Source organism: Neisseria sp. P0014.S002 (assembly GCF_051958295.1).
Lineage (GTDB): Bacteria > Pseudomonadota > Gammaproteobacteria > Burkholderiales > Neisseriaceae > Neisseria > Neisseria flavescens_B.
This window is the reverse complement of sequence record NZ_JBQCVO010000001.1, coordinates 117,200-141,211: the sequence shown is the minus strand read 5'-3', so window position 1 is coordinate 141,211 and position 24,012 is coordinate 117,200. Positions and strand designations below refer to the sequence as shown.

Sequence of the window (24,012 nt, the reverse complement as noted above, 5' to 3'; positions counted from 1 at the left end):
TGGAGCGGGAAACGAGTCTCGAACTCGCGACCTCAACCTTGGCAAGGTTGCGCTCTACCAACTGAGCTATTCCCGCATATTGAAAAAGAACAATCAACAAGTAATCAGTATGGAGCGGGAAACGAGTCTCGAACTCGCGACCTCAACCTTGGCAAGGTTGCGCTCTACCAACTGAGCTATTCCCGCTCTGATATTTGTTGCTTCGTATATCGAAGAAGACGCAATTATTATGGATTTAATCGTGTGCGTCAAGTGTTTTATTTTTATTTTTTTAAAAATTTTATTTGAATTCTTTCCACGCCATTTTCAGGTAGTAGCACATGGACCAAATGGTCAATACAGATGCTATAAACATCAATATGTTACCAATGAGATAGAAAGGGTCGCTATATTTGTCCGTACCGATAAGCAAAAGAAAGATGGCGATCATTTGGGCAGTGGTTTTGAATTTGCCGATAGTGGCCACTGCAACGCTGCCACGTTTGCCCATCTGTGCCATCCATTCGCGCAGGGCGGAAATAGTGATTTCTCGGCCGATAATAATCATGGCGAAGATGGCGTATGTTCTGCCAAGGCTGACGAGCAGGAGTAGGGCAACGGCAACCATGAGTTTGTCGGCAACGGGATCGAGGAATGCGCCAAAGTCGGAGGTTTGTTTCCAGCGGCGTGCCAAAAAGCCGTCAAACCAGTCTGTAACAGCTGCAAGTGCAAAGATGATGGCGGCTGTCCAGTTGACGGTTTGTGGTTGAATCCATGTGTTCGGTAAATAGAATAGGATGGTGAACACGGGGATTAATAGGACGCGCATCCAGGTAAGTAAAATAGGTATGTTCCAAGGCATGGTTTGGGATCTTTTGGATGATGTGTCGGGTTGTTCATTATAGCTTATTTGTTCACTCTGCTTTTTGAAGTGTTGTTTTTTTGCCGACAAGTATCTTGGGCATAGATTTTTGTCGTGTGGGTTGTGAAGAAAATCTGCTAAGGCCGTCTGAAAAATAGGCTGTTGCGGGGTGTAAATGTTTTTGGGTAGAAAAGTAGCTGCGAAATAGTGAGCAATAAGGTCTGCCTGCTGTTCGATATTTAATTGGTTGATGTGGGGTAAGGGGATAGGGTAGGCGTAAGCTTTGCGTTTCCTATATCCGCCTTTGAGCATGATGAATAGACCGGAAAGCCAAACTTTGTGACCGCGCTGGTGTTGCCAGACATGTGTCAGCTCATGAATCAGCCAGATTTTGTAGGCGATGCCGGCTTGAGTGAAATCATCAGGGCTGTGTTTACGAGGAAAGTATATGTTTCCATTGGGCGCAATGGCGGTATTGGCGTTGGGTATAAGTGGAATGCCGCGATATATTTTGATGTGGTGGAAGTTTATGCTGTCCGCAAAAACTTGTTTTGCCATACGGACTTCATTTTCGGTCAGTCTGCGCCAATCGGAAAAAATCATATTTGGAAGGGAATATAAGAGGGTATGAAGATTTCAGGCCGTCTGAAAGGTTTCAGACGGCCTGGGTCGGGATTTATTGTTCTGTTGAAGCGGCTTGTTTTCCGTTGTCGAACAATTTGTCCATGGGGGTCAGGTTGACTGCATTGCCTTGGCTGACTATCCATTTGTTTTCAACACGCCATACGCCTGAGGCATCTTCAACGCGCAAGTACCAATGATTGGTTGGGCGTAAAGGCTTAAAGACGGCTTCGTATTCCATGCGGCCGTTTTGTGGTTCGGCTGTTACGGCGCGCAGCTTGACGGTTTGGTCGTCAGCTTTGCGTGTCGGGTGCATCAGCAACAGGTTTAATGGCTGTTTGGGATCGAATTGTCCGCTGACGAATACTTTGGCGGCATTCATTTCCGGACTGATTAAAACCTGCACCTGAATCTGCCGTTTAACGGCTTCTTCATCGCGGTGAAGCTGGATTTCGATGTGTTTGCCGTCTTTATAGTAATCGTCGGAAACCAAGTCTGTCGTATGTTCTTTTGCGACGAAGAACATGGAAACGCTGGCGATAACGACAAAGATGGGACCTGCCATCAGCACCCAAGGCCAAATGTGTTTATACCAAGGCTTAGTGGAATTGGGTTGGGACACCGTTGTTATTCTCCAATAAAGGTTGCTTTTTCATTCAGGACAGTCGGTTCGGCATCAGCGTCATCGGTTTCACGATATGTGAAGGTAAATTCAATCGGCTGACTGCCTTTTTCGGCGTACTCAGGGAGGGTGGACACTTGAACCGGAATGGTCACGGTTTCGCGTGGTGCAATTTTAATACCGTTTTCTGGCAAGCCGGTCAAGGCGATATCATCAAAACCTTTGACTGTTGCAGTAACGGTCTGTTCATGTTCACTCTTATTAATGATGCGCAGGTTGTAGGCATTTTCCAACCAGCCTTGGCTGTTTTCACGCACCATCACACCGCGGTCTTTTAGAATATCCACTTCGATCATTTTACGGGTAGAAATGCCGGTTAAGAAAGCAATAATAACCACAAACAATACTGCACCATAACCTGCAACGCGAGGACGTTTCAAGCGTTTTTTGATGTCGCTTTCAGGGTATTCGTGTTCCAACGCGCCTTCGGTTGTATAACGGATCAAGCCGCGCTCGTAGCCCATTTTGTCCATGATTTCATCACAAGCGTCGATGCAGGCTGCACAACCGATACATTGGTATTGCAGGCCGTCGCGGATATCGATGCCGACGGGGCAGACTTGTACGCACATGGTGCAGTTGATACAGTCGCCCAAACCGCTGTCTTCTTTGTTGGCGGTTTTTTTGCGTGCACCGCGAGGTTCGCCGCGTTCGGTATCGTAGGAAATAATCAGCGTGTCTTTGTCAAACATCGCACTTTGGAAGCGTGCATACGGGCACATATGCAGACACACTTTTTCGCGCATAATGTGGGCAAAGAAGAAGGTCATGAATCCGTAAAACGCTGCGGCAAACATTGCGCCGCCGCCTGCTGCTCCGGTGAATAAATCGGGAACAAACTGGCGGATAGGGACAAACCAGCCTGCAAAAGTGATACCTGTCCACGCACAGACAAGGAAAATCAGTAGGTATTTGGTGGCCTTAATGCGGATTTTAGTAAAGTTCCAAGGCGATTTTTCCAGTTTTAAACGTTTGTTGCGGTCGCCTTCAACCAAGTTGTCGATCCAAAGCATGATTTCGGTGTAAACCGTTTGCGGGCAAGAATAGCCGCACCACAAACGGCCGGCAATGGTTGTCCACCAAAACAGGCCGAAAGCACAAATCATCAGCAGCAGGGCAAGATAAATCAAGTCGCCCATACCCAGTGACAGGCCGAAAATATAGAAATGGCGATCTGGGATGTTGAACAAGACAGCCTGACGGCCACTCCAGTTAAACCATGGAATCACATAAAACACAAATTGCGTGGCCAATACAGCGGCAATACGCAATTTGGCAAACCGGCCTTCTGCTTTTTTCGGATGGATGCGTTCGCCTTCAGGGTGGATCTGGATAACGCTGGCTCTTGGATTGAATGTTTTAGGAGGAGCGGTTTTGGCAGGTTTGTCTGTTGAGGAGGGAGTGTTTTCAGCTTGGTTTTCGGGTGACATAATCAGTGTTCCTTAATCGAAGTGCACACAAGCCTTTTGTCATGGTAGTAGTTTGATGTGAGTATTTTCAGACGGCCTTGGGCGTGCATATAAAATCATAACATTTGACTCTATGCAAAGCAAAAGCGGGGCTTGTCCTTAACAATAGTTGCGGTACTCCTGCCTCATACAAGGCCGTCTGAAAAGAGCAGTATTCAAAGACTTACGGAATAAGTGTAGGTTTATGCTTATAGTGATTTCCTATTTATCCGATAAAAAATTTACAACATACTGTTTCAAAACGAAATAACAGTTAATATCATCTATCCCGTCCGTTTCAGACGGCCTATTGGAAATCATGCCGCCTGACAATGCAAATATCAAAGGCTATTCTTGAAAGCACGGCTAATTCAGGCGATAATCGGCACACTTTTTCATATTTCCAATCTTGTCCAAGGAAGGTCAAACCATGTCTCAACTGGCAAACGCAATCCGTTTCCTCTCAGTCGATGCCGTACAGAAAGCCAACTCCGGCCACCCGGGTGCGCCTATGGGTATGGCGGAAATGGCGGAAGTATTGTGGACGAAGTTCCTCAATCATAATCCGGCCAACCCGAAATTCTACAACCGCGACCGTTTTGTCCTCTCCAATGGTCATGCCTCCATGATTCTTTACAGCCTGTTGCACCTGACCGGCTACAACGTTTCTATTGATGATCTGAAAAACTTCCGCCAACTGCACAGCAAAACCCCCGGCCATCCGGAATATGGCTACACCGACGGCGTGGAAACCACGACCGGTCCATTGGGACAAGGTATTGCCAACGCTGTGGGCATGGCTTTGGCCGAAAAAATCTTGGCTGCCGAATTCAATAAAGACGGTTTGAACATCGTTGACCACCACACCTACGTCTTCATGGGCGACGGTTGCATGATGGAAGGCGTATCGCATGAAGCCTGCTCGCTTGCCGGTACTTTGGGCTTGGGCAAACTGATTGTTTTATATGATGACAACAATATTTCTATTGACGGTAAAGTGGACGGCTGGTTTACCGAAAACATCCCGCAACGTTTTGAAAGCTACGGCTGGCATGTGATTCCAAATGTAAACGGTCATGACACTGATGCCATTCAGACGGCCATTGAAGCGGCCAAAGCTGAAACCGGCAAACCGTCCCTGATTTGCTGCAAAACCTTAATCGGTAAAGGTAGTGCCAATAAAGAGGGTAGCCATAAAACCCACGGTGCGCCTTTGGGTGCAGACGAGATCGAAGCCACGCGCAAACATTTGGGTTGGGCTTATCCTGCGTTTGAAATCCCTCAAGAAATCTATGCTGCATGGGATGCAAAAGAAAAAGGCGCGAAACTTGAGGCCGAATGGAACGAACTCTTCGCTCAATATCAAGCCAAATATCCTGCCGAAGCCGCAGAATTCGTGCGCCGTATGGATAAAAAACTGCCTGAAAACTTCGATGCTTATGTTCAAGCCGCATTGAAAGAAGTATGCGCCAAAGCGGAAACCATCGCCACCCGTAAAGCCAGCCAAAACAGCATTGAAATCTTGGCAAAAGAGTTGCCTGAGTTGGTGGGCGGTTCTGCCGACTTGACCCCGTCCAACCTGACTGACTGGTCAAACAGCGTTTCCGTTACCCGCGAACACGGCGGCAACTATATTCACTACGGCGTGCGCGAGTTCGGTATGGGCGCGATCATGAATGGCCTTACGCTGCATGGCGGTGTGAAACCCTTCGGCGCGACTTTCCTGATGTTCAGTGAATACGAGCGTAACGCCTTGCGTATGGCTTCGCTGATGAAAATCAACCCTGTATTTGTGTTCACCCACGACTCCATCGGTTTGGGCGAAGACGGTCCGACCCACCAACCTATCGAGCAAACTGCTACTCTGCGCTTGATTCCAAATATGGATGTATGGCGTCCATGTGATACCGTTGAATCTTTGGTAGCGTGGTCTGAAGCCGTTAAAGCGGCCGATCATCCGTCTAGCCTGATTTTCAGCCGTCAAAACCTGAAATTCCAAGCGCGTGATGAGCAACAGTTGAACGACATCAAACGCGGTGCTTACGTGATCAGTGAAGCTCAAGGCAATGCACAAGCTGTTGTAATCGCAACCGGTTCTGAAGTTGAATTGGCTTTGGAAGCACAAAAGGTATTGGCAGAACAAGGTATTGCTGTACGCGTTGTTTCCATGCCTTCTACCAATGTATTCGACCGCCAAGATGCTGCCTATAAAGCCACCGTTCTGCCGGAAGGCTTGCCACGCGTGGCCGTAGAAGCAGGACATGCCGACGGTTGGTATAAATACGTTGGTTTGAACGGTGCAGTGGTTGGTATCAACCGCTTCGGCGAGTCTGCACCTGCTGATTTGCTGTTCAAAGAATTCGGCTTTACCGTAGACAATGTGGTTGCCACTGTTAAATCCGTTTTGTAAATCAGATTTTTGATTGAGATAAAAAGGCCGTCTGAAATTTCAGACGGCCTTTTATTTTTCAGTCGGTTAAACAGTTTCTGCTTCAGGTTTGACCTTGCTTTTCTTAAACTTCAACACGGCTTCTTCTTTTGCTGCATCCCAGTCTATCCGCACAAAACCACCTTCGGCGAGTTTGCCGAACAGGAGTTCGTCGGCGAGCGGTTTGCGGATTTTTTCCTGAATCAGGCGGTTCATTGGGCGAGCGCCCATTTGCGGATCGAAACCTTTTTCCGCCAGATATTTGCGCAATGCCGGTGTGAATTCGGCTTCGACTTTTTTGTCGAGAAGTTGGTGTTCGAGCTGGAGCAGGAATTTGTCCACGACTTTGACGATGATGGGTTCGGACAAGGGCGCAAACGGGATAATCGCGTCCAAACGGTTGCGGAACTCGGGCGTGAAGAGTTTGTTGATTGCCTGCATTTCGTCGCCGCGTTCGCGTTTGGCAGTAAAGCCGAGGCTGGGTCGGCTGAGGCTTTCTGCGCCTGCATTGGTGGTCATAATCAGAATGACGTTGCGGAAATCGGCACTCTTGCCGTTGTTGTCGGTCAGTTTGCCTGCGTCCATGACTTGCAGGAGAACGTTGAAAATGTCGGGATGGGCTTTTTCGATTTCGTCCAAGAGCAACACACAATGCGACTGTTTGTTGACGGCTTCGGTTAAAAGGCCGCCTTGTTCAAAGCCGACGTAGCCCGGTGGTGCGCCGATGAGGCGCGATACGGCGTGGCGTTCCATGTATTCGGACATATCAAAGCGTTGCAGCGGTACGCCCATCGAGTAGGCAAGCTGTTTGGCGACTTCGGTTTTGCCGACGCCGGTCGGGCCGGAGAAGAGGAAGCTGCCTATCGGTTTGTCGGGCAGGGCGAGGCCGGAACGCGACATTTTGACGGCGGCAACCAGTGCATCGATGGCATTTTCTTGACCGTAAACCATGTTTTTCAAATCACGGCCGAGGAATTGCAACACTTGTTTGTCGTCGTGCGACACGGTTTTTTCGGGAATCCGCGCAACTTTGGCGATGACGGTTTCGATTTGCGCTTTGCCGATGACTTTTTTTTGTTTGGATTTAGGCAAAATCCGTTGCGCCGCACCTGCTTCGTCCATTACGTCGATGGCTTTGTCGGGCAGGAAACGCTCGTTGATGTAGCGGGCGGAGAGTTCGGCGGCGGCTTCAAGTGCGCCTTGCGTATAGCGGACTTGGTGGAAATCTTCAAACATCGGTTTCAAGCCGCGCAGGATTTGTACGGTTTCGGAAACGGTGGGTTCGACCACGTCAATTTTTTGGAAACGGCGGCTTAAGGCGTGGTCTTTGTCGAAAATGGTGCGGTATTCGTCGTAAGTGGTCGCGCCGATACAGCGCAGCGAGCCTTTCGCCAATGCGGGTTTGAGCAGGTTGGATGCGTCCATCGTGCCGCCGCTGGTGCTGCCCGCGCCGATGATGGTGTGGATTTCGTCGATAAACAAAATGGCGTGTGGGATTTTTTCGAGCTGTTTCAAGATGGATTTGACCCGCGCTTCAAAGTCGCCGCGGTATTTCGTTCCCGCCAAAAGTGAACCCATATCCAGTGCGTACACTTCGGCTTCTTTCAGTGCGTCGGGAATGTCGCCGTTGACGATTTGATGTGCCAAACCTTCCGCCAGCGCGGTTTTGCCCACGCCAGCTTCGCCGACCAAAAGCGGATTGTTTTTGCGGCGGCGGCACAGGATTTGCACCAGCCGTTCCATTTCGTGTTTGCGACCAATCAAAGGGTCGATACGGCCGGCTTTGACTTCGGCGTTGAGGTTGACGGTGTAGTCGGAAAGGGAGCCGGTTTTTTGTTCCGCTTCTTCGCCCTCGCGTCCCAGGCCGTCTGAATCATTGCCATCCTCGTCATCGGGCGCGCCATGGGCAATGCAACGTAAGACTTCAAAGCGTGTAATGGATTGCAATTTGAGGAAATAAACCGCATGGCTTTCGGATTCGCTCATCATGGCAACCAAAATATCCAAAGGCTCTACTGCGGCTTTCCCGGCAGACTGGGTATGCACCATTGCCCGTTGGATGACGCGTTGGAAGCCCAATGTCGGCTGTGTTTCGACCGTATCCAGAAGATGATCGGGAATTTGCGGCGTGTTTTCTGCAACGCTGGCCGCAAGCTGCTCGGATAGGACTTTCAAATCCGCACCACACAGTTTCAAGACGTTCGGCACAGCCGCATCTTCTTCTATCAGCACCAAAAGCAGGTGTTCCAAGCTGATAAACTCATAACGCGCGTTGCGTGCTTCACGGTAGAGCAGTTGCAGGATGTGTTCCAATTCGGGTGAAAGCATGGTTTAAACCTCTTCGACTATACATTTGAGCGGATGCCCTTCAGCTTTGGCGCGTTCCATGACCTGATGTTGCTTGGTTTGCGCAATATCGCGCGTGTAGGTGCCGCACAGGCCTTTGCCTTCGTGGTGCACCAGCAGCATAACGGCCACGGCCTGTTCCTGTGCAAGCATAAAGACTTCGGTCAGGATTTCGACGACAAATTCCATGGTGGTGTAATCGTCGTTCAATAAAAATACGCCGTAACGTTTCGGCGGCTGTGTGTTGATATCGCTGAGCAGGGTATCGGATTGGTGGTCGGTATTCGGATGGTTCATAATCTTAGGTTTCAGTTTTCAGACGGCTTGTTTTGATTGCAAACCGTTTTCTGTTGTATTTCGGCAATTTTTTTCTATTTTCCCACTTTTTTGAAAACATAGCTTGACGTTTTGTCTTAACAAATGTAAAAAGACGGTTAAGCAGAAGTTGGCACTCGACTGCGTATGCAATACGTGGGAGAAACGCTGAACGTTTTAGTTTGCTGTATGCCTTGTTTTGCTGATTTTGTTAATTTTTAAGTATAGGAAGTTTCTAATGGCAACCGGTATCGTAAAATGGTTTAACGACGCTAAAGGTTTTGGTTTCATCACTCCTGATGAAGGTGGCGAAGATTTGTTCGCTCACTTCTCAGCGATCAACATGGAAGGTTTCAAAACCCTGAAAGAAGGCCAACGCGTGTCTTTCGACGTAACCACCGGCCCTAAAGGCAAACAAGCTGCTAACATTCAAGCTGCTTAATCAAATGCGCGGCATAAGCCGTAAAATCATGGCGGGGTTTCCCGCCATTTTTTATGGACGTTCGGGTTAAAAATTATGAGTCAAAATTCATCTTATCAAAATGCTTTAAAGCAGCTAGACGAGCTTATCCGTCATTTTCGCAGCGAAGGCGAGGTCAGCTGCGCCGTTGCCGAGCGTGAAGACCAAATCTTGATCCGCCTTGCCGATTTGAAACTGGATTTGCGGCCTGAAGATGAAAAAGCCATTGCCGATATAGACTGCTTTTACCGCCGCCATGTTTTAAGCGAATAAACGTTTCAAAGGCGTTTGCCGTTTTATTTTTTAAGCATGCCTGATAAAATAGGCCGTCTGAAAAGTTTGTAAAGAATCAGCATAATGAGTATTGCCAATAATAAAAAAGCCTTTCACGATTTCTTTATTGAAGACCAAATCGAAGCCGGTATAGTATTGGAGGGATGGGAAGTCAAAGCCATCCGCGCTGCACGCGTGCAATTAAAAGAAAGCTATATCTACTGGAAAAAAGACGCATTTTATTTGGTGGGCTGCCACATTACCGCATTGCCCACTGCCTCGACACACGTCAAACCCGATCCTGTCCGCCCTCGTAAGTTGTTGTTGAAACAATCGGAAATCAACAAGTTAATCGGTAAAACCGAACGCGCCGGTTATACGATTGTGCCCTTAAACCTGCATTACACCCGAGGTAGAATCAAAGTGGAAATCGGTTTGGCCAAGGGTAAGAAACAGCACGATAAACGCCAAAGCCTGAAAGAAGCGGATTGGAAGCGTGAGAAACAGCGTTTAATGAAAAACGTACGTTGATTTTTTCAGACGGCCTTTTTGTAAAGGCCGTCTGAATATTTATTGTTTGAAAATTTTAAAAAGGAAAACAGATGAAAACCATGATTTTAGCGGCGGCTTCAGCCGTATTATTGCTGGGCGCGTGTTCCACTACGGAACAAAGAGTATTGAAACCTGAAGAGCTGACCAGCATCAAACATGTCTGCATCATTCAAAATGCAAAAGTAAGACCGCATGATTTGGATCGTGCTTTGTCTAAAGCTTTGGCAAAACGCGGCATTGGCAGCACTATTGTGACAGCGGATAACCGTGGCAAACTGTATGATTCTTCTTGCCCGTATAATCTGCGTTACAAAACCAAAGGCAATAACGAAATCTTGCGTAAAGGTGTATTTGTGTTGAGAAGCACGAAGTACGCGGTTTCTACTGTCAGCTACTCTTTGAATGATGAAAACCACTTCCGAACTAACCCTGACTTGGTGAAACAGGCTGAAGGCGTAGTGGCCAAATTGTTGGAAAAAAACAGCAAATAAAAGCCAGAATAAAAAACCGGCTTGCGTGATATGGAGAATATCGGGCAAGCCGGTTTTATTTTCAGACGGCCTTAGATGGATTTGATTTTTTCCCAAAGGGTTTTAACCGTACCTTGATAGTAGGTTTCGGAAGTGCAATAGACTGTTTCTAAAGCGCATTGTCCTTGTGAGCCGTATTTTTTGATACACTGGTTCAAGGCAATTTGATGCACGGTTTTGAAACGAGGGGAGGTAATGGCCACAACGTTTTGCGCAGTCAATTTGCCCATGGCTTTAGGGTAGGCAACAGCGATACAGGTGTTGTGCAGAGGGACAACTGTTTTACAGCCTGTTGCTTGGCCTGCGCCGATACCGGCTAAGGCATCTTGGCCTTTGCAGAATGTTTCGAGTTCGGCTGTCGCATCCAGTTGGGTGGCATTTTCTTTGGTGGTTTTGATTTGCAGCACTTCATTGCTGTCGGCAGGGTTTTGCCACATCGCCAGGTAGCCGTAAGTATCGGCAGCCAGGGCGGCAGGAGTCAGTGCGCAAAGGATAAGTGTCGTTAGTGTTTTTTTCATGTTTGTTCCCTGTTTGTTGGGTATTTGTCGTTATTATAAAGCAAAAGTACTTATTTGATATAAATTTGCTTTTAAAATGAATATTTGAGTGTGGTAATAGATTATAGGCCGTCTGAAATTTCAGACGGCCTTTTATTATGTTTTAAAGAATAGGGCGTAGCTTAGAGGCTTATACGCCGTGGCGGTCGAGCCAGCGTTCGGCATCCAGCGCGGCTTGGCAGCCGGAAGCTGCGCTGGTGATGGCTTGACGGTAGGTATGGTCTTTGACATCGCCTGCCGCCCATACGCCTTCGATATTGGTTGCGCCGACATTGTCGCCGGTACCGCCTTTGGTTTTCAGGTAGCCGGTTTCATCCATATCGAGTTGGCCTTTGAAGATATCGGTATTAGGTTTGTGGCCGATGGCGATGAAAACGCCTTTGACAGCGATTTCTTCAGTGCTGCCGTCATTGTGTTTCAGGCGCGCACCGGTAACGCCGCTTTCGTCGCCCAAGATTTCATCAACCGAGCTGTTGAGCTTGAGGATGATTTTGCCTTCTTCGACGCGTTGCATCAGTTTGTCCACCATGATTTTCTCGGCGCGGAAGCTGTCGCGGCGGTGAATCAGGGTAACGGTGTTGGCGATATTGGCAAGGTAGAGGGCTTCTTCCACAGCGGTATTGCCACCACCAACTACGGCAACATCTTGTTTTTTATAGAAGAAACCATCACAAGTTGCGCAGGCGGAAACGCCTTTTCCGGCAAAGGTTTCTTCGCTAGGCAAGCCTAAATATTTGGCGGATGCGCCGGTGGCAACGATGAGCGCATCGCAGGTGTATTCGCCCATATCGCCTTTGAGGGTAAAAGGACGGTTTTGCAAATCAACGGTGTGGATTTGGTCGAAAATCATTTCAGTACCGAAGCGTTCGGCATGAGCTTGGAAACGGGCCATCAGTTCCGGACCTTGTACGCCTTCGGCATCGGCAGGCCAGTTGTCCACTTCGGTGGTGGTCATCAGTTGTCCGCCTTGCTCAACGCCTGTAATGATTACAGGGTTGAGGTTGGCACGGGCGGCATAGACGGCGGCAGTATAGCCGGCAGGGCCGGAGCCGAGGATGATGAGTTTATGATGGTTGCTCATGATGGTTTCCTTGCTGATAAATGATTGAATTTTGTCGTATCTAAGCTTTCAGACGGCCTGAATTTTACTTGAATCTGCCGCCGTCTGAAATATGTTTGTTGCTTGGGTCTAGTGGCTGTCTTTCCATTGATAGTATTTTGAGCCGAGGAAAGAGCCGAGTTTGCGCAGGAAAGGCTGGGTAATAATGTTGCTGTGGCGCAGTTGCTCAAAAGGTTTCAGACGGCCGTCATCACCCATGATGGCTTCGGCAATCGCCAAACCGGCAATACCGGTAATCGCCATGCCGTGTCCGGAATAGCCTTGGGCGTAGAAAACGGTAGGGGCAAGGCGGCCGAAATGTGGGGCGAGGTTGCGCGTAATGTCGCATTCGCCGCCCCAAGAATGCTCGATTCTGACATCGGCAAGTTGCGGGAAAACTTTCAGCATGTCTTGGCGGACGAGTTCGGTCATGCAGTCAGGGTCATCGATAAACTCGTTGTCTTTGCCGCCGAAGAGCAGGCGGCCGTCGGCGCTGAGACGGTAGTAGTCGAGGACGTGGCGGTTGTCGCAGATGGCCATATTATTGCGGATCAGGTCTTTGGTGCGTTCGCCCAGAGGCTCGGTGGCGATGATAAAGGTGCTGACTGCAATGGCTTTTTGTTCCAATACTTTGAATTTTGGGTGTAAACCTGCATAAGTATTGACGGCATAAACGAGGTTTTTGCACTCAACGCTGCCATTGGGCGTATGAACCAGCCAGCCGTTATCGCATGGTTCGATACGTGTCATCGGGGATTGCTCAAAAAGTTGTGCGCCTGCATCGGCTGCTGCTTTGGCAATGCCTAGGGTATAGTTAAGCGGGTGTAAGTGGCCGGATAAAGGATCAAATTGCGCGCCTTGATACATATCGCTGACAAGTTGCTGCTTCAGCGTGGCTTTATCCCAAAGCTGGTAATGGCTTGCGCCATAATGTTTTTGGGCGTGTTCGTGCCATTGTTGCAATTCTTCCCAGTGCTGAGGACGTACGGCGACGGTAGCGTAGCCGCGTTGCCAATCGCATTGGATATTGTGTTTTTGAATGCGCGAGTCAACCAGTTCAACGGCTTGCAGAGATTGCTGCCAGAACCATTGGGCCTGTTCCAAACCGACTTGTTTTTCGATTTCTTCCATGCCGCAGGCAAAGTCGCTGATGACTTGTCCGCCGCTACGACCTGATGCGCCGAAACCGATACGGGCGGCTTCAAGTACGATGACTTCATGGTCGTTTTCGGCAAGTGGTAGAGCGGTGCATAAGCCGGACAGGCCGCCGCCGATAACGCAGGTTTCAGTTTTCAGACGGCCTTCAAGCGTCGGATAAGAAGGATGGGGATTGGCCGTGCTGACATAGTAGGAAGGAAGGTATTCTTTGAAGCTGGGATTGATCATGATTTGAGCTTTAGGTTGGTTTTCACTTCATTGAAATTGGTTTTCAGACGGCCTGGAATGTGGGTTTGGGTTCAGGCCGTCTGAAAGGATAAGATGCAGTTAATAAAACAGGCTGTTCCGACACTTTATCGGACAGCCTGTCTGCATGTTAGGCGGCTTTCTCGGCTGCCAATTTTTCTTGGCGGTAGGCTTCGGCAGCCTCGCGTTCCCGTTTGGTTGTCTGACGCATCATCCAGTAGTTGACGACAATCACCAGCGTACCGATGATACCGATCAGGATGGTTGCCAAAACGTTCATCTGAGGGTCAAGGCCGAGTTTGATTTTGGAGAAAATCACTTGCGGCAATGTCGATGAACCCGGACCTGACAGGAAGGAGGTAATCACCAAGTCGTCCAAAGACAGGGTAATGCCCAAGAGGAAGCCGGAAGCAATCGCAGGGGCAATCAGCGGCAGGGTAATCACGAAGAAAATCTTCAGCGGACGGGCGCCCAAGTCCATAGCCGCTTCTTCCAAGGATTGATCCAATTCCACCAAGCGCGAGCGGATAACGACGGTAATGTATGCCATGCAAAGCGTGGTGTGGCCGAGGAAGATGGTGAAGAAACCGCGATCGAAGTAGAGCGATTGCAGCAATTCACTGCCTTGCAGGAACATTTGCACCTGAATAATCAACAGCAGCATGGACAAACCGGTAATCACGTCAGGCATCACCATAGGCGCGGAAATCATACCGGCAAACAGGGTGCTGCCGCGGAAGCGCTTGATGCGCGCCATGGCGTAACCTGCCAATGTGCCGAGTGCTACGGCGGCAAGTGAGGAAACGATGGCGATACGCAATGACAGCCAGGCCGCTTCCAAGATGGTGTCGTTTCCCATCAATGCGCCGTACCATTTGGTTGAAAAACCGCCCCAAACGGTAACCAGTTTGGATTCATTGAAAGAATAGATGACCAAAACCACCAGCGGAATATAGAGGAATGCCAGCGAGAGCAGGAGCATCAGTTTCAAGAACCAGGATAATTTGGTTTTCTGCATTATTTGCCTCCTTCTTCCAATTCGCGGTTTTCATAGTGCTGGAACAGGGCAATTGGTACAACCAGCAGGGCAACCATAACGACGGCGACGGCAGAAGCCAGCGGCCAGTTGTTTTGGTCGAAGAATGCCTGCCACAAGACTTTACCGATCATCAGGTTTTCAGAACCACCCACCAATTCAGGAATTACAAATTCGCCGACGGCCGGCACGAAGACCAGCATAGAGCCTGCGATAATGCCTGTTTTGGATAAAGGCAGGGTAATGGTAAAGAATGATTTGATCGGACCTGCACCCAAGTCGGAAGCGGCCTCGAGCAGACGGTTGTCCAGTTTTACCAGTTGTGTGTACAGCGGCAAAATCATAAACGGCAGATAGGCGTAAACCATCACCAAATTCAGCGAGAAAGCATTGTAGAACAGGTCTAAAGGCTCGCTGATGATTCCATATTTGATTAAGAAATTGTTGATGATGCCGTTGTGACCCAATAAGCCCATCCATGCGTAAACACGCAACAGGAAAGAGGTCCAGAAAGGCAGCATGATTGCCAACAGCAGGCCGTTACGCGCAGCCGGATTGGCGCGTGAAATGGCATAAGCGGTCGGATAACCAATCAACAGGCAGATGATGGTTGTCGTCAGCGCGGTCTTAATCGAAGACCAGTAGGTCATCAAATAGATATTGCTGTTTTCACTGTCGCCAAACGGATTAAGCGTATTCCAAAAGTTTTGGAAGATGTCGGCGTAGTTCTGATAGCTGATGGCAATGTTCAGACGGCCTAAGTCTTCATCAATCGTTGTCAACGGCGTAAATGGCGGAATGGCGATTTCTTGTTCGGCAAAGCTGATTTTCAATACGATGGCGAACGGAATCAGAAACAAAATCAAAAGCCAAATATACGGCACGGCAATAACTGCACGCTGTCCAGGACGGCGGAACAGTTTCTTTTTCAGTTTTTTAAGGTCCATTGCATTTCCCTCAAATTAACTGTACAGAGGCGTAGGTTGGTTTTCAGGCCAGCTGATATAGACGGTCTCGTCCCAAGTCGGCGGAGTAATGTTGCGCACATACCAATAAGGTGCGGGAACTTGGCTCTTAACGACACGGCCGTTGGCGAGTTTGATGTGGTAAATCGCGAAGCTGCCCAGGTAGGCAATCTCTTTGACTGTACCTTGGGCCCAGTTGTGCGCGCCTAAGTGTTCCGGTTTCTCTTTGTGCAAATCAATGTCTTCAGGGCGGATGCTGATCCAAATTTCATGGTCGTTCGGAACGCCCAAACCGTGGTCGATGCGGACATGGTTTTCCAAGCCGTCACATTTGACGATGGAGAAATCGGCACGGTCATCAATGACGACACCGTCAAAAATATTGGTTTCGCCGATAAATTCGGCAGTAAAGCGGCTATTAGGATAATCGTACACGTCGCTAGGGGTGCCGACTTGGCGCAATTGGCCGTCGGACATAATGGCGATACGGGTAGCCATGGTCATCGCTTCTTCTTGGTCGTGGGTAACCATGATGCAGGTTACGCCGACTTGTTCCAGCGTGTTGACCAATTCCAGTTGGGTTTGTTGACGCAGTTTTTTATCGAGTGCGCCCAATGGTTCGTCAAGCAGCAGGATTTTAGGACGTTTCGCTAGGCTGCGCGCCAAAGCGATACGTTGCTGCTGGCCGCCGGAGAGTTGGTGCGGCTTACGTTTGGCGTATTTGGTCATTTGCACCAGGCGCAGCATTTCTTCGACACGGGCATCGATTTCACCTTTAGGCATTTTGTCTTGTTTCAGACCGAAAGCGATGTTTTGCTCAACGCTCATGTGCGGGAACAGGGCATAGCTTTGGAACATCATGTTGATTGGGCGCTCGTACGGAGCAAGCTTGGTAATGTCTTGGCCGTCGAGAATGATTTTGCCCTGATTTGGGCTTTCCATGCCTGCCAACATGCGCAGCAGCGTGGATTTGCCACTGCCTGAGCTACCTAAAAGGGCAAAGATTTCATGTTGATAAATGTCCAAGTCGATGTTATCGACAGCGTAATTGTCACCAAACTTTTTCACCAAGCCTTGGATTTGCAGATAAGGTTTGGCTGAAGACGCAGTGGTTGCGGTCATAATGGCAATACTCCAAAAAGAAAGACGAGTACCGGCAAAACGGATTTTCGAATGGGTGATAAAAAGCTGTTTGATTGCTGGCGGGAGTCGGACGGAGGCCGTCTGAAACTCTTGTAAAGCGCACGGGCAGCGTGGATAGAAAGCAGTTTAAGCCTAAGCTTTTGCTCTCGGCAAACTCGATATTATATTAGCCTAAGCCTCATAGGGGCAATATGAAATTACTTGTATCGGCTGATTTGAAACAAATAGGAAAGGAAAGGCAGGCAGGGGAACAGGATAGCGAAAATGGGTAACGTTGTTTTTCTGCACAAAGTGGCTTAATTGTTATTTATATGTCTTAAATAATTATTCAAAATAGAATAAAATACGCAAATTGCATTTGTTTGCTAAAACCATAATGGATGACGTTTTATATCGGGTGAGGCGGTTTTGCTCAGAATTGAAACTAAATCCGCTATATAAATAAAAGGGAAAACATGAGTATCAAAGAATGGCCCGAAGGGGAACGACCGCGCGAGAAGCTCTTGGCGCATGGTGCGGCGGCGTTGAGCGATGCGGAGTTGTTGGCAATTTTGCTGCGTGTCGGAACGCGTGGTATGAGCGCGGTCGATTTGGCGCGTTATTTGTTGGGTGAATTTGGCAGTTTGGGGAAGCTGATGAGTGCGGATGCCAAAACACTCGCTGCTTATAAGGGTATGGGTTTGGCGAGCTATACTCAGTTTGCCGTGGTCAAAGAAATCGGGCGGCGGATTTTGGGTGAAGATTTGCAGGAGCAGATTGTTTTGTCAAATCCGAAATCGGTTGCGGATTATCTGCGTCTGCATCTTGGACATGAAAAAATCGAGGTCAGCGTTGCTTTGCTGCTCAACCGTCAAAATCAATTGATTGGAGTACGGGAATTATCGCGCGGTACGGTGGCGGAAAATACGGTTTATATCCGTGAAATCGTCAAATTGGCATTGGATGAATACGCCGATAGTTTGATTTTGGCACACAATCATCCGGGCGGTTCGGCAAGGCCGTCTGAATCTGATGTGCAGTTTACAGAGCGTTTGAAACAGGCTTTAAGTTTGGTCGATATTACGCTGTTGGACCATTTTATTGTAACGGCAAAAGAAACCTGTTCTTTGCGCGAACAGGGCTATATGTAAGGATGAATGTTCAGACGGCCTCAGTAGGATTGGTTACCTTGCTGAGGCCGTCTGAAGGATTATTGCGTTACTTCGTCGGAGGACTCTTCCTTATAGATGATTTCTTCCGATTTTGGCTTTTCTTTGCTTTTTTCCTTCTCTTTTTCTTTATCCTTGTCTTTTTTACCGTCGGGAATGGCGGCATCAATCACTGCCCCCGTTCCTTTGACAACCAACTTTCCGGCAGTCAGGACGGTTGTGGCGGCCAAATCGACAGCCGCGCCTACGACGCAGCCGTTAAGCGTCAGGCAAAGGGCAAGTGCCGGAATCAGGCGATTGGTGCATCTCAATGACTGCATCCGCAGTGTCCTTCGTGATGATGGCCGCACCCGAGTGCTTCTTGCCAAGCATCATCATCGCCGTCAAATTCTTCAACTTCGTCAAATTCGCCGTTTTCTACCATGCTTACCAGCTCTTCCAAGCTTTCTGTGCCTTCTACCCAAAAGCAGGGAATATCGGGCGGTGTGTTGGGGGCAAGTAGGGCGGCTTGTTGGTCGTGCCAAGCAATCCAGTAGCCGTTTTGCGTTTGTACGAATACGGCATCGGGATGGATGGTTTCGTTTTCGGTATTGACCAGCATTCTGGCGGCGATATCGGTTTGAAAAGGTAAGGTTTGCATGATGGTTTGAGAATGTGGGAAAAGAAAGTATTGTAACATGGCAAAAACAAACGCACCGTCTGAGTCAGGCGGTGCGTTTGTGTCTCGGCAACTTGGGTACGGTCAGTTTAGAGTGTCAGCCGCACCGGGAATGTCATTCCGTCAAGATTATTTGTCGTCGTTAGCCAAAACGAAGCGGTAAATAGCCGCGCCAACTGCTGCGCCGGCAATAGGAGCCAACCAGAACAACCACAGTTGTTCAACAGCCCAACCGCCTTGGAACAAGGCAACACCGGTAGAACGTGCAGGGTTAACAGAAGTATTGGTTACAGGAATGCTGATCAAGTGAATCAGGGTCAAACCCAGGCCGATGGCGATAGGAGCGAAGCCGGCCGGAGCCAATTTGTCGGTAGAACCCATGATGATGATCAGGAAGAATGCGGTCAGTACGAATTCGATCAGCAAAGCAGCCATCATGTCGTAGCCGTTAGGAGAGTGTTCGCCGAAACCGTTGCTGGCAAAACCGGAAGCAACAGCATCAAAACCGGTTTTACCGGAAGCAATCAGATACAAAACGCCCGCAGCGGCAATCGCACCGATAACTTGGGATACGATGTAAGGCAACAAGTCTTTACCGTTGAAACGACCGCCGATGAAAAGGCCGACGGAAACGGCAGGATTGAAGTGGCCGCCGGAAATGTGGCCGACAGCATAAGCCATGGTCAGTACGGTCAAACCGAATGCCAAAGCGACACCGGCAAAGCCAATGCCAAGCTCAGGGTAAGCTGCTGCCAAAACCGCGCTGCCGCAGCCGCCAAATACCAGCCAGAAAGTGCCGAAAAATTCTGCAAAATATTTTTTCATTTGTTTTTCCTCGTAAAGGGTGGGGTGTTGCCGAAGGCATGAATCATAATAATATTGTTTCTAATCGAAAAATGGATTTACCTGTTTTTTCCGGCCTTGATAAAAGGCTGTCTGAAAATGGCGACAAATGGATAGGGAGATATATATGGCAGGTCAAATTTTGTTTATTGAGACTGGATTTATTTAATAGCGAAGTAAATGCCGTTAATGCAAAAGCATTTGGTTTTGTAGGTAATATTATTTACAGATTATTAATTTGATCAAAATCTCTGAACCCATTATCTGATTTAAAAAGGCCGTCTGAAAAGTTTTCAGACGGCCTTAATTTTAAACAAGAATAAATTAATCCAGATGGTCGTTACTTTGCGCCAAGATGGTACGGTTGCCGTTGTTTTCCGCCGGTGAAACAATGCCGTCGGCTTCCATTTGGTCAATCAGGCGGGCGGCGCGGTTGTAGCCGATCCGCAGTTGGCGTTGGATATTGGAAATGCTGGCTTTACGCGATTTTAAGACAACGGAAACGGCTTCGTCATACATGGGGTCAAGGTCGCTGTCGTTACTGCGGCTGGTGCCGGTAAAGTCCTCGGTCGAACCGCTGCTTAAAATATCGTCGATATAGTCAGGCGCACCGAATTGTTTCAGGTATTCCACGACGCGGTGTACTTCGTTGTCGGATGCGAATGCGCCGTGTACGCGTTGAGGATAGCCGGTACCGGGCGGCAGGAACAGCATATCGCCTTGGCCGAGCAGATTTTCTGCGCCCATTTGGTCAAGAATCGTGCGGCTGTCGATTTTGCTGGACACTTGGAAAGCAATGCGTGTCGGAATATTGGCTTTAATCAGGCCGGTAATGACATCCACGCTTGGGCGTTGAGTGGCAAGAATCAAATGGATGCCGGCTGCACGCGCTTTTTGGGCAAGACGGGCAATCAGTTCTTCAATTTTCTTGCCTGCAGTCATCATCAGGTCGGCAAACTCATCTACCACAACCACGATAAACGGCAGTTTCTCCAATGGCTCAGGATTTTCAGGCGTGAGGCTGAACGGGCTGCCGATTTTTTCGCCACGCGCGGCGGCTTCGGCAATTTTTTGGTTGAAACCGGCAAGATTGCGCACGCCCATAAAGCTCATCAGGCGGTAGCGTTTTTCCATTTCGTTGACGCACCAGTTCAGGGCGTTTGCTGCCAGCTTCATATCGGTCACGACAGGAGCGAGCAGGTGCGGAATGCCTTCATAAATGCTCAGCTCCAGCATTTTCGGGTCAATCATAATCATGCGCACGTCTTCAGGCGTTGCTTTGAAGAGCATGGACAGAATCATGGCATTCACGCCTACGGACTTACCCGAACCGGTCGTACCGGCAACCAGCAGATGCGGCGCTTTGGCCAAGTCTGTCACAACAGGCTGGCCGGTAATGTCTTGGCCGAGAGCGAGGGTCAGTTTGGATTTGGATTCGGTAAACGCAGGCGAATTGAAGATTTCGCTCAGGCGGATCATTTGGCGTTTCGGATTGGGCAATTCCAAGCCCATGCAGGTTTTGCCGGGGATGGTTTCCACCACGCGGATGGAAGCCACGCCAAGCGAGCGCGCCAAGTCTTTTTCAAGGTTCAAAACGGCACTGCCGCGCACGCCGACATCAGGTTCAATCTCGTAGCGCGTAATGACCGGGCCAGAATAGGAGTCCATCACTTTGACTTTAACTTTGAATTCCGCCAGTTTTTCTTCGATGGTAATGCTGTTTTCCAACAACTGTTCTTCAGTTTGCGAGGCGCTTGGGTCAAACTGCGGCGGCAGAAGCAGGGCAGTAGTCGGCAGGTGTGCCTCGGTAAGTGTTGTTGAAGTCGGAAGAACTACGCTTGGCGTACTCTCTTGAACGCTTGGTTCTACGCTTTGAACAGGTGTTTCAACGATTGTCTGTATATATTCAGACGGCCTTGCGATTGTTTCAACAGATTCAATGGGTTCAATGGTTTCAACCGCTTGAATAGCTTCTGCTTCCGGTTGTACAGGTGCTTCCGGCTCGCCATCGAATTCCGTTTCTTCGACGGCAGATTCGCTGATTAAATAATCGCGGATGCTGCGTTCAGGCTGGTTGCTGACGTGCGCATTGACTTGCGAATCAAAAATCGGTACTTGGATTTTATGTTCAAAAGTAGGCGGCTCGGGGATATCAATCGGCGCAATCGTGGTTTGGAAAACGGGCGGTTCGGGGATATCGGTTTTAGCCATAGGGACAACAGGTACGGCAGGCGGCTCGACTACGGTTGCGTTTGGCGCAGCAGGTCGGGAAATATAAGGGGATTTTTTAACAGGAGCAGCCGGTTTCGGACGTGACGGCGTTGCCGGTGCGGCAGGTTGTGGTGCAACAGCTTCCGTAGCAGCTTGTTTACGCGCCCATCTTTCGGCGGCAGCTTCGGTATGGCGAACTTGACGGCGCAAGCTGGCAGGACGGCTGATTTGTCCCAAGTTGGCCAGAATTTCGTCATTTTCGATAGTGCGCGGAGAGTAATCGCGCAAAGGGGCGACGGCCGCGGCCAGTTTGTGGCGGGCGGCGGTACGGCGGGCAAGGTTGTCGTGAATATCTTCCGCTTGGATTTCAGAAGGGAATGCCTGCATGGAAGTATAGGGTAGGATGGCTTCTTTTTCGGCAGTTCTTAAGGCTGTCTGAACGGTTTCGATATGCGGCGCATTGGCTTCTGCCACGCGGACATTATTGGCACGCGCCAAGGCACGCTCGCGTGTGCGGCGCAAGATAGGGTCGTTGTAGTCGATGATTTCCATGCCGGTCATCGGCAGGGATGAAGCACGCAATAATGGGGTTTCGACTTCGTCTTTGTAAATCGGCGCATTTTTTTCGGCCAAATGCTCGTTCCATTCTTCAACCGCTGCTTCGTGCAGGGAACGGGTGGCTTCTTCTAATGTGATTTCTTCAAAATTGCTGTTTTGCACCAAAGACGGGCTGTATTCGGGAGCTTCCATTTGTGCAAACGGTGTGATTTTAGGAATACGTTCCGGTTTGGCAGGTTTGCGGGTTTTAGGCGCAATTTTGATTTCTTCTTCGGTAGCTGCGATGTGTTCCGGCTCTTCGGTAACTGGCTCTGTTGTGTGCTCTTCATCTGTTTCGGCGCGTTGCGTTTTATTGTGTTCGAGCGCGGAAAGCAGGCGGATGCGGGCGATTTTATGGTTGTCGGCAGAACGCTTGTTCATGCTGAACAAACGTTTCAGGCTGTTCAGTTGGTCGGAAAAACCGACCTGGCTGTCTTCTTGGTTTATTTCTTGTTCGTCGCCACTGAGTCGGGCCAATTCTTGGCGCCACTTTTGCTCTTGTTTCTGGCGCCACCAGAACAAGCCGGCTATGACAGCCAGCAGAATTAAAGCCAATATTGTCCAAAGCATGCGTCCATCCCCTTAATTAAACGGCAAAGTCCGTTATTCTAACGCTTTTTTCGGGTAAACAAAACCAGCCGAAACAAGCTTTAACGGCAAAGGCAGACAGGATTGTCAAAGCTATGGCTTGAGACGCGTATAATAGGCCGTCTGAACATTTTGCGGATGAGATGATGATTTTTCAAAACGGATGGTTTCCCGTTGGTGTCGTGATGGCGGCATGGCCTGTGTTGCTGGTGATTTTTGCTTTGTGTGCAAAGCAGGCATGGGTGTCGGTATCGCAGCATCGTTCCGCATTCTTGGTGGCTGCCGTGATGTTGCCGCTGGCTTGGAGTTTGAATGCCTCCCCGGAAAGCGGACAACTGGCCGGCATGAGCTATCATTTGCTTGCCTTGAACCTGACGGCTTTAATGCTGGGCACCTCTGCCGCGTTCTGCCTTGGCGTTTTACTGTTTTTTCCATATTTGTGGCTTTGGGGCGATTGGCATATGTTCCCCATCAATGCCTTGTCCGTATTGCTTCCGCCTTTGTTGGTGAACTTGGGTTTCCGCTATTGGGTATCGCGTTTGCCTGCCAATATCTTTATCTTTATTTTTCTGAATGGTTTTTGGGCTGCGGCGGTCGGCATGGTGTTTACCGGCGTAATTTTGGTTGGTTTGCTGGACTGGGCGGATGTGTTTGATATGACAGTATTGTGGAAAACCGCCTTTCCTGTTTTCTTCTTAATCGCTTGGGCGGAGGCATTTTTGAGCGGTATTTCAACAGCCATTTTTATCGCGCTCAAGCCGCAATGGATTTGTACTTTTGATGACGACAGGTATTTGAAATCCGCGCCTAAGATTTGGCAATAAGATATGAAGGCATCCTTGCTTGGTTTTCAGACGGCCTAAATGTCCGAATGACCTGTTTTTGAATTGAATTTTTAACTTGTTATGTTTACTTATATTTTTCCCATTGTTTGTGGTGCCGCTATCGGGGCTGTATTGCGTTGGCTGTTTGGCTTGTTGCTGGTGTCTTCTGCGCCTTTTTCTATCGGTACATTGGCGGCAAACTGGCTGGGTGCGCTGTTGATTGGTGTGTTGGCGGAACTCTTAACCGATCCGCAATGGCGTTTGCTTTGGATTACCGGCTTTCTCGGCAGCTTAACCACATTTTCAGGTTTTTCAGTGGAGATGGTGGGTTTGATGCAGGCGCAACGTTGGGGTATGGCTTTGATGGCAACCTGTCTGCATGTTTTCGGTTCGTTTGGTTTGACGGCGCTGGGGATTAAATTGGCGCAGATTTGGAAGTAAAC

Annotated in this window: 23 protein-coding genes and 2 tRNA genes; 8 read left to right on the top strand and 17 right to left on the bottom strand. The window is 49.1% G+C overall.

Features of this window, described 5'->3' with window-relative positions:
- The 5 genes from ACTHSX_RS00625 to ccoG form a co-directional block, all read right to left on the bottom strand.
- A tRNA-Gly gene (locus ACTHSX_RS00625) sits at positions 1 to 76 on the bottom strand.
- A 34-nt stretch (positions 77 to 110) separates the two neighbouring features.
- Positions 111 to 186, bottom strand: a tRNA-Gly gene (locus ACTHSX_RS00620).
- Positions 187 to 280: 94 nt separating this feature from the next.
- Positions 281 to 841, bottom strand: coding sequence for a CDP-diacylglycerol--glycerol-3-phosphate 3-phosphatidyltransferase (pgsA, locus tag ACTHSX_RS00615; protein ID WP_070713474.1), 561 nt, complete (start codon positions 839 to 841; stop codon positions 281 to 283).
- Positions 842 to 1,517: 676 nt separating this feature from the next.
- Entirely contained in the window at positions 1,518 to 2,084 is a 567-nt protein-coding gene (locus tag ACTHSX_RS00610; RefSeq protein WP_083315964.1) for a FixH family protein, read from the bottom strand.
- Between the two features lie 5 nt (positions 2,085 to 2,089).
- The gene (gene ccoG, locus ACTHSX_RS00605) at positions 2,090 to 3,574 is read right to left on the bottom strand and encodes a cytochrome c oxidase accessory protein CcoG (protein WP_440376606.1); all 1,485 of its coding nucleotides are present in this window, start codon (positions 3,572 to 3,574) and stop codon (positions 2,090 to 2,092) included.
- 448 nt (positions 3,575 to 4,022) lie between these two features.
- On the opposite strand from ccoG, the gene tkt reads away from it, so the two are divergent.
- Complete coding sequence (gene tkt / locus ACTHSX_RS00600; RefSeq protein ID WP_440376607.1) at positions 4,023 to 6,002, top strand: transketolase; 1,980 nt, start codon at positions 4,023 to 4,025, stop codon at positions 6,000 to 6,002.
- Positions 6,003 to 6,068: 66 nt separating this feature from the next.
- Here the strand turns inward: tkt and clpA are convergent, their stop codons facing one another.
- Complete coding sequence (gene clpA / locus ACTHSX_RS00595; protein ID WP_440376608.1) at positions 6,069 to 8,348, bottom strand: ATP-dependent Clp protease ATP-binding subunit ClpA; 2,280 nt, start codon at positions 8,346 to 8,348, stop codon at positions 6,069 to 6,071.
- 3 nt (positions 8,349 to 8,351) lie between these two features.
- Positions 8,352 to 8,663 carry an ATP-dependent Clp protease adapter ClpS gene (gene clpS, locus ACTHSX_RS00590; protein ID WP_003679561.1) on the bottom strand — a complete coding sequence of 104 codons (312 nt, stop codon included), beginning with the start codon at positions 8,661 to 8,663 and terminating at the stop codon, positions 8,352 to 8,354.
- A 256-nt stretch (positions 8,664 to 8,919) separates the two neighbouring features.
- Here clpS and ACTHSX_RS00585 point away from each other — a divergent pair, with 256 nt between their 5' ends.
- The 4 genes from ACTHSX_RS00585 to ACTHSX_RS00570 all read left to right on the top strand — a co-directional run bounded on the left by ACTHSX_RS00585 (position 8,920) and on the right by ACTHSX_RS00570 (position 10,457).
- The gene (locus tag ACTHSX_RS00585) at positions 8,920 to 9,123 is read left to right on the top strand and encodes a cold-shock protein (protein ID WP_002217533.1); all 204 of its coding nucleotides are present in this window, start codon (positions 8,920 to 8,922) and stop codon (positions 9,121 to 9,123) included.
- Between the two features lie 75 nt (positions 9,124 to 9,198).
- Positions 9,199 to 9,414: a branched-chain amino acid ABC transporter gene (locus tag ACTHSX_RS00580; RefSeq protein WP_440376609.1), complete on the top strand. Its 216-nt coding sequence runs from the start codon at positions 9,199 to 9,201 to the stop codon at positions 9,412 to 9,414.
- Positions 9,415 to 9,498: 84 nt separating this feature from the next.
- Positions 9,499 to 9,945: an SsrA-binding protein SmpB gene (gene smpB, locus ACTHSX_RS00575; RefSeq protein ID WP_003679566.1), complete on the top strand. Its 447-nt coding sequence runs from the start codon at positions 9,499 to 9,501 to the stop codon at positions 9,943 to 9,945.
- A gap of 71 nt (positions 9,946 to 10,016) precedes the next feature.
- On the top strand, positions 10,017 to 10,457 hold the full coding sequence (locus ACTHSX_RS00570) for a hypothetical protein (protein WP_003682952.1): 441 nt from the start codon (positions 10,017 to 10,019) through the stop codon (positions 10,455 to 10,457).
- Between the two features lie 71 nt (positions 10,458 to 10,528).
- Here ACTHSX_RS00570 and ACTHSX_RS00565 read toward each other — a convergent pair whose 3' ends face one another.
- From ACTHSX_RS00565 to ACTHSX_RS00540, 6 genes are all read right to left on the bottom strand, one after another.
- Positions 10,529 to 11,014, bottom strand: coding sequence for a DUF4189 domain-containing protein (locus ACTHSX_RS00565; RefSeq protein ID WP_137040593.1), 486 nt, complete (start codon positions 11,012 to 11,014; stop codon positions 10,529 to 10,531).
- Between the two features lie 169 nt (positions 11,015 to 11,183).
- Positions 11,184 to 12,134 (bottom strand): thioredoxin-disulfide reductase, encoded by a 951-nt coding sequence (gene trxB, locus ACTHSX_RS00560; protein WP_049329772.1) that lies wholly within the window; start codon positions 12,132 to 12,134, stop codon positions 11,184 to 11,186.
- 108 nt (positions 12,135 to 12,242) lie between these two features.
- A complete protein-coding gene (locus ACTHSX_RS00555) occupies positions 12,243 to 13,538 on the bottom strand; it encodes an NAD(P)/FAD-dependent oxidoreductase (RefSeq protein WP_440376610.1) in 1,296 nt (431 codons plus the stop codon).
- Between the two features lie 148 nt (positions 13,539 to 13,686).
- Positions 13,687 to 14,574 (bottom strand): ABC transporter permease subunit, encoded by an 888-nt coding sequence (locus ACTHSX_RS00550; protein ID WP_440376611.1) that lies wholly within the window; start codon positions 14,572 to 14,574, stop codon positions 13,687 to 13,689.
- Entirely contained in the window at positions 14,574 to 15,539 is a 966-nt protein-coding gene (locus ACTHSX_RS00545; protein WP_004520792.1) for an ABC transporter permease subunit, read from the bottom strand. Before ACTHSX_RS00545 ends, ACTHSX_RS00550 begins: the two co-directional genes overlap by 1 nt.
- A 15-nt stretch (positions 15,540 to 15,554) precedes the next feature.
- A complete protein-coding gene (locus ACTHSX_RS00540; RefSeq protein WP_063076462.1) occupies positions 15,555 to 16,679 on the bottom strand; it encodes an ABC transporter ATP-binding protein in 1,125 nt (374 codons plus the stop codon).
- A gap of 476 nt (positions 16,680 to 17,155) precedes the next feature.
- Between ACTHSX_RS00540 and radC the strand changes: the two genes are divergently transcribed.
- Positions 17,156 to 17,830 carry a RadC family protein gene (gene radC, locus ACTHSX_RS00535; RefSeq protein WP_440376612.1) on the top strand — a complete coding sequence of 225 codons (675 nt, stop codon included), beginning with the start codon at positions 17,156 to 17,158 and terminating at the stop codon, positions 17,828 to 17,830.
- A 59-nt stretch (positions 17,831 to 17,889) separates the two neighbouring features.
- Here the strand turns inward: radC and ACTHSX_RS00530 are convergent, their stop codons facing one another.
- From ACTHSX_RS00530 to ACTHSX_RS00515, 4 genes are all read right to left on the bottom strand, one after another.
- Positions 17,890 to 18,168, bottom strand: a complete 279-nt coding sequence (locus ACTHSX_RS00530; RefSeq protein ID WP_440376613.1) for an NF038104 family lipoprotein — start codon at positions 18,166 to 18,168, stop codon at positions 17,890 to 17,892.
- Positions 18,156 to 18,488: a hypothetical protein gene (locus tag ACTHSX_RS00525; RefSeq protein ID WP_440376688.1), complete on the bottom strand. Its 333-nt coding sequence runs from the start codon at positions 18,486 to 18,488 to the stop codon at positions 18,156 to 18,158. Before ACTHSX_RS00525 ends, ACTHSX_RS00530 begins: the two co-directional genes overlap by 13 nt.
- 147 nt (positions 18,489 to 18,635) lie before the next feature.
- Positions 18,636 to 19,331, bottom strand: a complete 696-nt coding sequence (gene aqpZ, locus ACTHSX_RS00520; RefSeq protein WP_063067881.1) for an aquaporin Z — start codon at positions 19,329 to 19,331, stop codon at positions 18,636 to 18,638.
- 342 nt (positions 19,332 to 19,673) lie between these two features.
- Entirely contained in the window at positions 19,674 to 22,727 is a 3,054-nt protein-coding gene (locus ACTHSX_RS00515; RefSeq protein ID WP_440376614.1) for a DNA translocase FtsK, read from the bottom strand.
- Between the two features lie 164 nt (positions 22,728 to 22,891).
- Here ACTHSX_RS00515 and ACTHSX_RS00510 point away from each other — a divergent pair, with 164 nt between their 5' ends.
- Positions 22,892 to 23,569, top strand: coding sequence for an energy-coupling factor ABC transporter permease (locus ACTHSX_RS00510; protein ID WP_254321810.1), 678 nt, complete (start codon positions 22,892 to 22,894; stop codon positions 23,567 to 23,569).
- An 81-nt stretch (positions 23,570 to 23,650) separates the two neighbouring features.
- Positions 23,651 to 24,010 (top strand): CrcB family protein, encoded by a 360-nt coding sequence (locus ACTHSX_RS00505; RefSeq protein ID WP_254321811.1) that lies wholly within the window; start codon positions 23,651 to 23,653, stop codon positions 24,008 to 24,010.
- Positions 24,011 to 24,012: the final 2 nt, after the last annotated feature.

Coding starts and splice junctions, on each gene's coding strand:
- pgsA (WP_070713474.1), bottom strand. CDS start 841: ATGCCTTGGAACATACCTATTTTACTTACCTGGATGCGCGTCCTATTA.
- ccoG (WP_440376606.1), bottom strand. CDS start 3,574: ATGTCACCCGAAAACCAAGCTGAAAACACTCCCTCCTCAACAGACAAA.
- tkt (WP_440376607.1), top strand. CDS start 4,023: ATGTCTCAACTGGCAAACGCAATCCGTTTCCTCTCAGTCGATGCCGTA.
- clpA (WP_440376608.1), bottom strand. CDS start 8,348: ATGCTTTCACCCGAATTGGAACACATCCTGCAACTGCTCTACCGTGAA.
- clpS (WP_003679561.1), bottom strand. CDS start 8,663: ATGAACCATCCGAATACCGACCACCAATCCGATACCCTGCTCAGCGAT.
- ACTHSX_RS00585 (WP_002217533.1), top strand. CDS start 8,920: ATGGCAACCGGTATCGTAAAATGGTTTAACGACGCTAAAGGTTTTGGT.
- ACTHSX_RS00580 (WP_440376609.1), top strand. CDS start 9,199: ATGAGTCAAAATTCATCTTATCAAAATGCTTTAAAGCAGCTAGACGAG.
- smpB (WP_003679566.1), top strand. CDS start 9,499: ATGAGTATTGCCAATAATAAAAAAGCCTTTCACGATTTCTTTATTGAA.
- ACTHSX_RS00570 (WP_003682952.1), top strand. CDS start 10,017: ATGAAAACCATGATTTTAGCGGCGGCTTCAGCCGTATTATTGCTGGGC.
- ACTHSX_RS00565 (WP_137040593.1), bottom strand. CDS start 11,014: ATGAAAAAAACACTAACGACACTTATCCTTTGCGCACTGACTCCTGCC.
- trxB (WP_049329772.1), bottom strand. CDS start 12,134: ATGAGCAACCATCATAAACTCATCATCCTCGGCTCCGGCCCTGCCGGC.
- ACTHSX_RS00555 (WP_440376610.1), bottom strand. CDS start 13,538: ATGATCAATCCCAGCTTCAAAGAATACCTTCCTTCCTACTATGTCAGC.
- ACTHSX_RS00550 (WP_440376611.1), bottom strand. CDS start 14,574: ATGCAGAAAACCAAATTATCCTGGTTCTTGAAACTGATGCTCCTGCTC.
- ACTHSX_RS00545 (WP_004520792.1), bottom strand. CDS start 15,539: ATGGACCTTAAAAAACTGAAAAAGAAACTGTTCCGCCGTCCTGGACAG.
- ACTHSX_RS00540 (WP_063076462.1), bottom strand. CDS start 16,679: ATGACCGCAACCACTGCGTCTTCAGCCAAACCTTATCTGCAAATCCAA.
- radC (WP_440376612.1), top strand. CDS start 17,156: ATGAGTATCAAAGAATGGCCCGAAGGGGAACGACCGCGCGAGAAGCTC.
- ACTHSX_RS00530 (WP_440376613.1), bottom strand. CDS start 18,168: ATGCAGTCATTGAGATGCACCAATCGCCTGATTCCGGCACTTGCCCTT.
- ACTHSX_RS00525 (WP_440376688.1), bottom strand. CDS start 18,488: ATGCAAACCTTACCTTTTCAAACCGATATCGCCGCCAGAATGCTGGTC.
- aqpZ (WP_063067881.1), bottom strand. CDS start 19,331: ATGAAAAAATATTTTGCAGAATTTTTCGGCACTTTCTGGCTGGTATTT.
- ACTHSX_RS00515 (WP_440376614.1), bottom strand. CDS start 22,727: ATGCTTTGGACAATATTGGCTTTAATTCTGCTGGCTGTCATAGCCGGC.
- ACTHSX_RS00510 (WP_254321810.1), top strand. CDS start 22,892: ATGATTTTTCAAAACGGATGGTTTCCCGTTGGTGTCGTGATGGCGGCA.
- ACTHSX_RS00505 (WP_254321811.1), top strand. CDS start 23,651: ATGTTTACTTATATTTTTCCCATTGTTTGTGGTGCCGCTATCGGGGCT.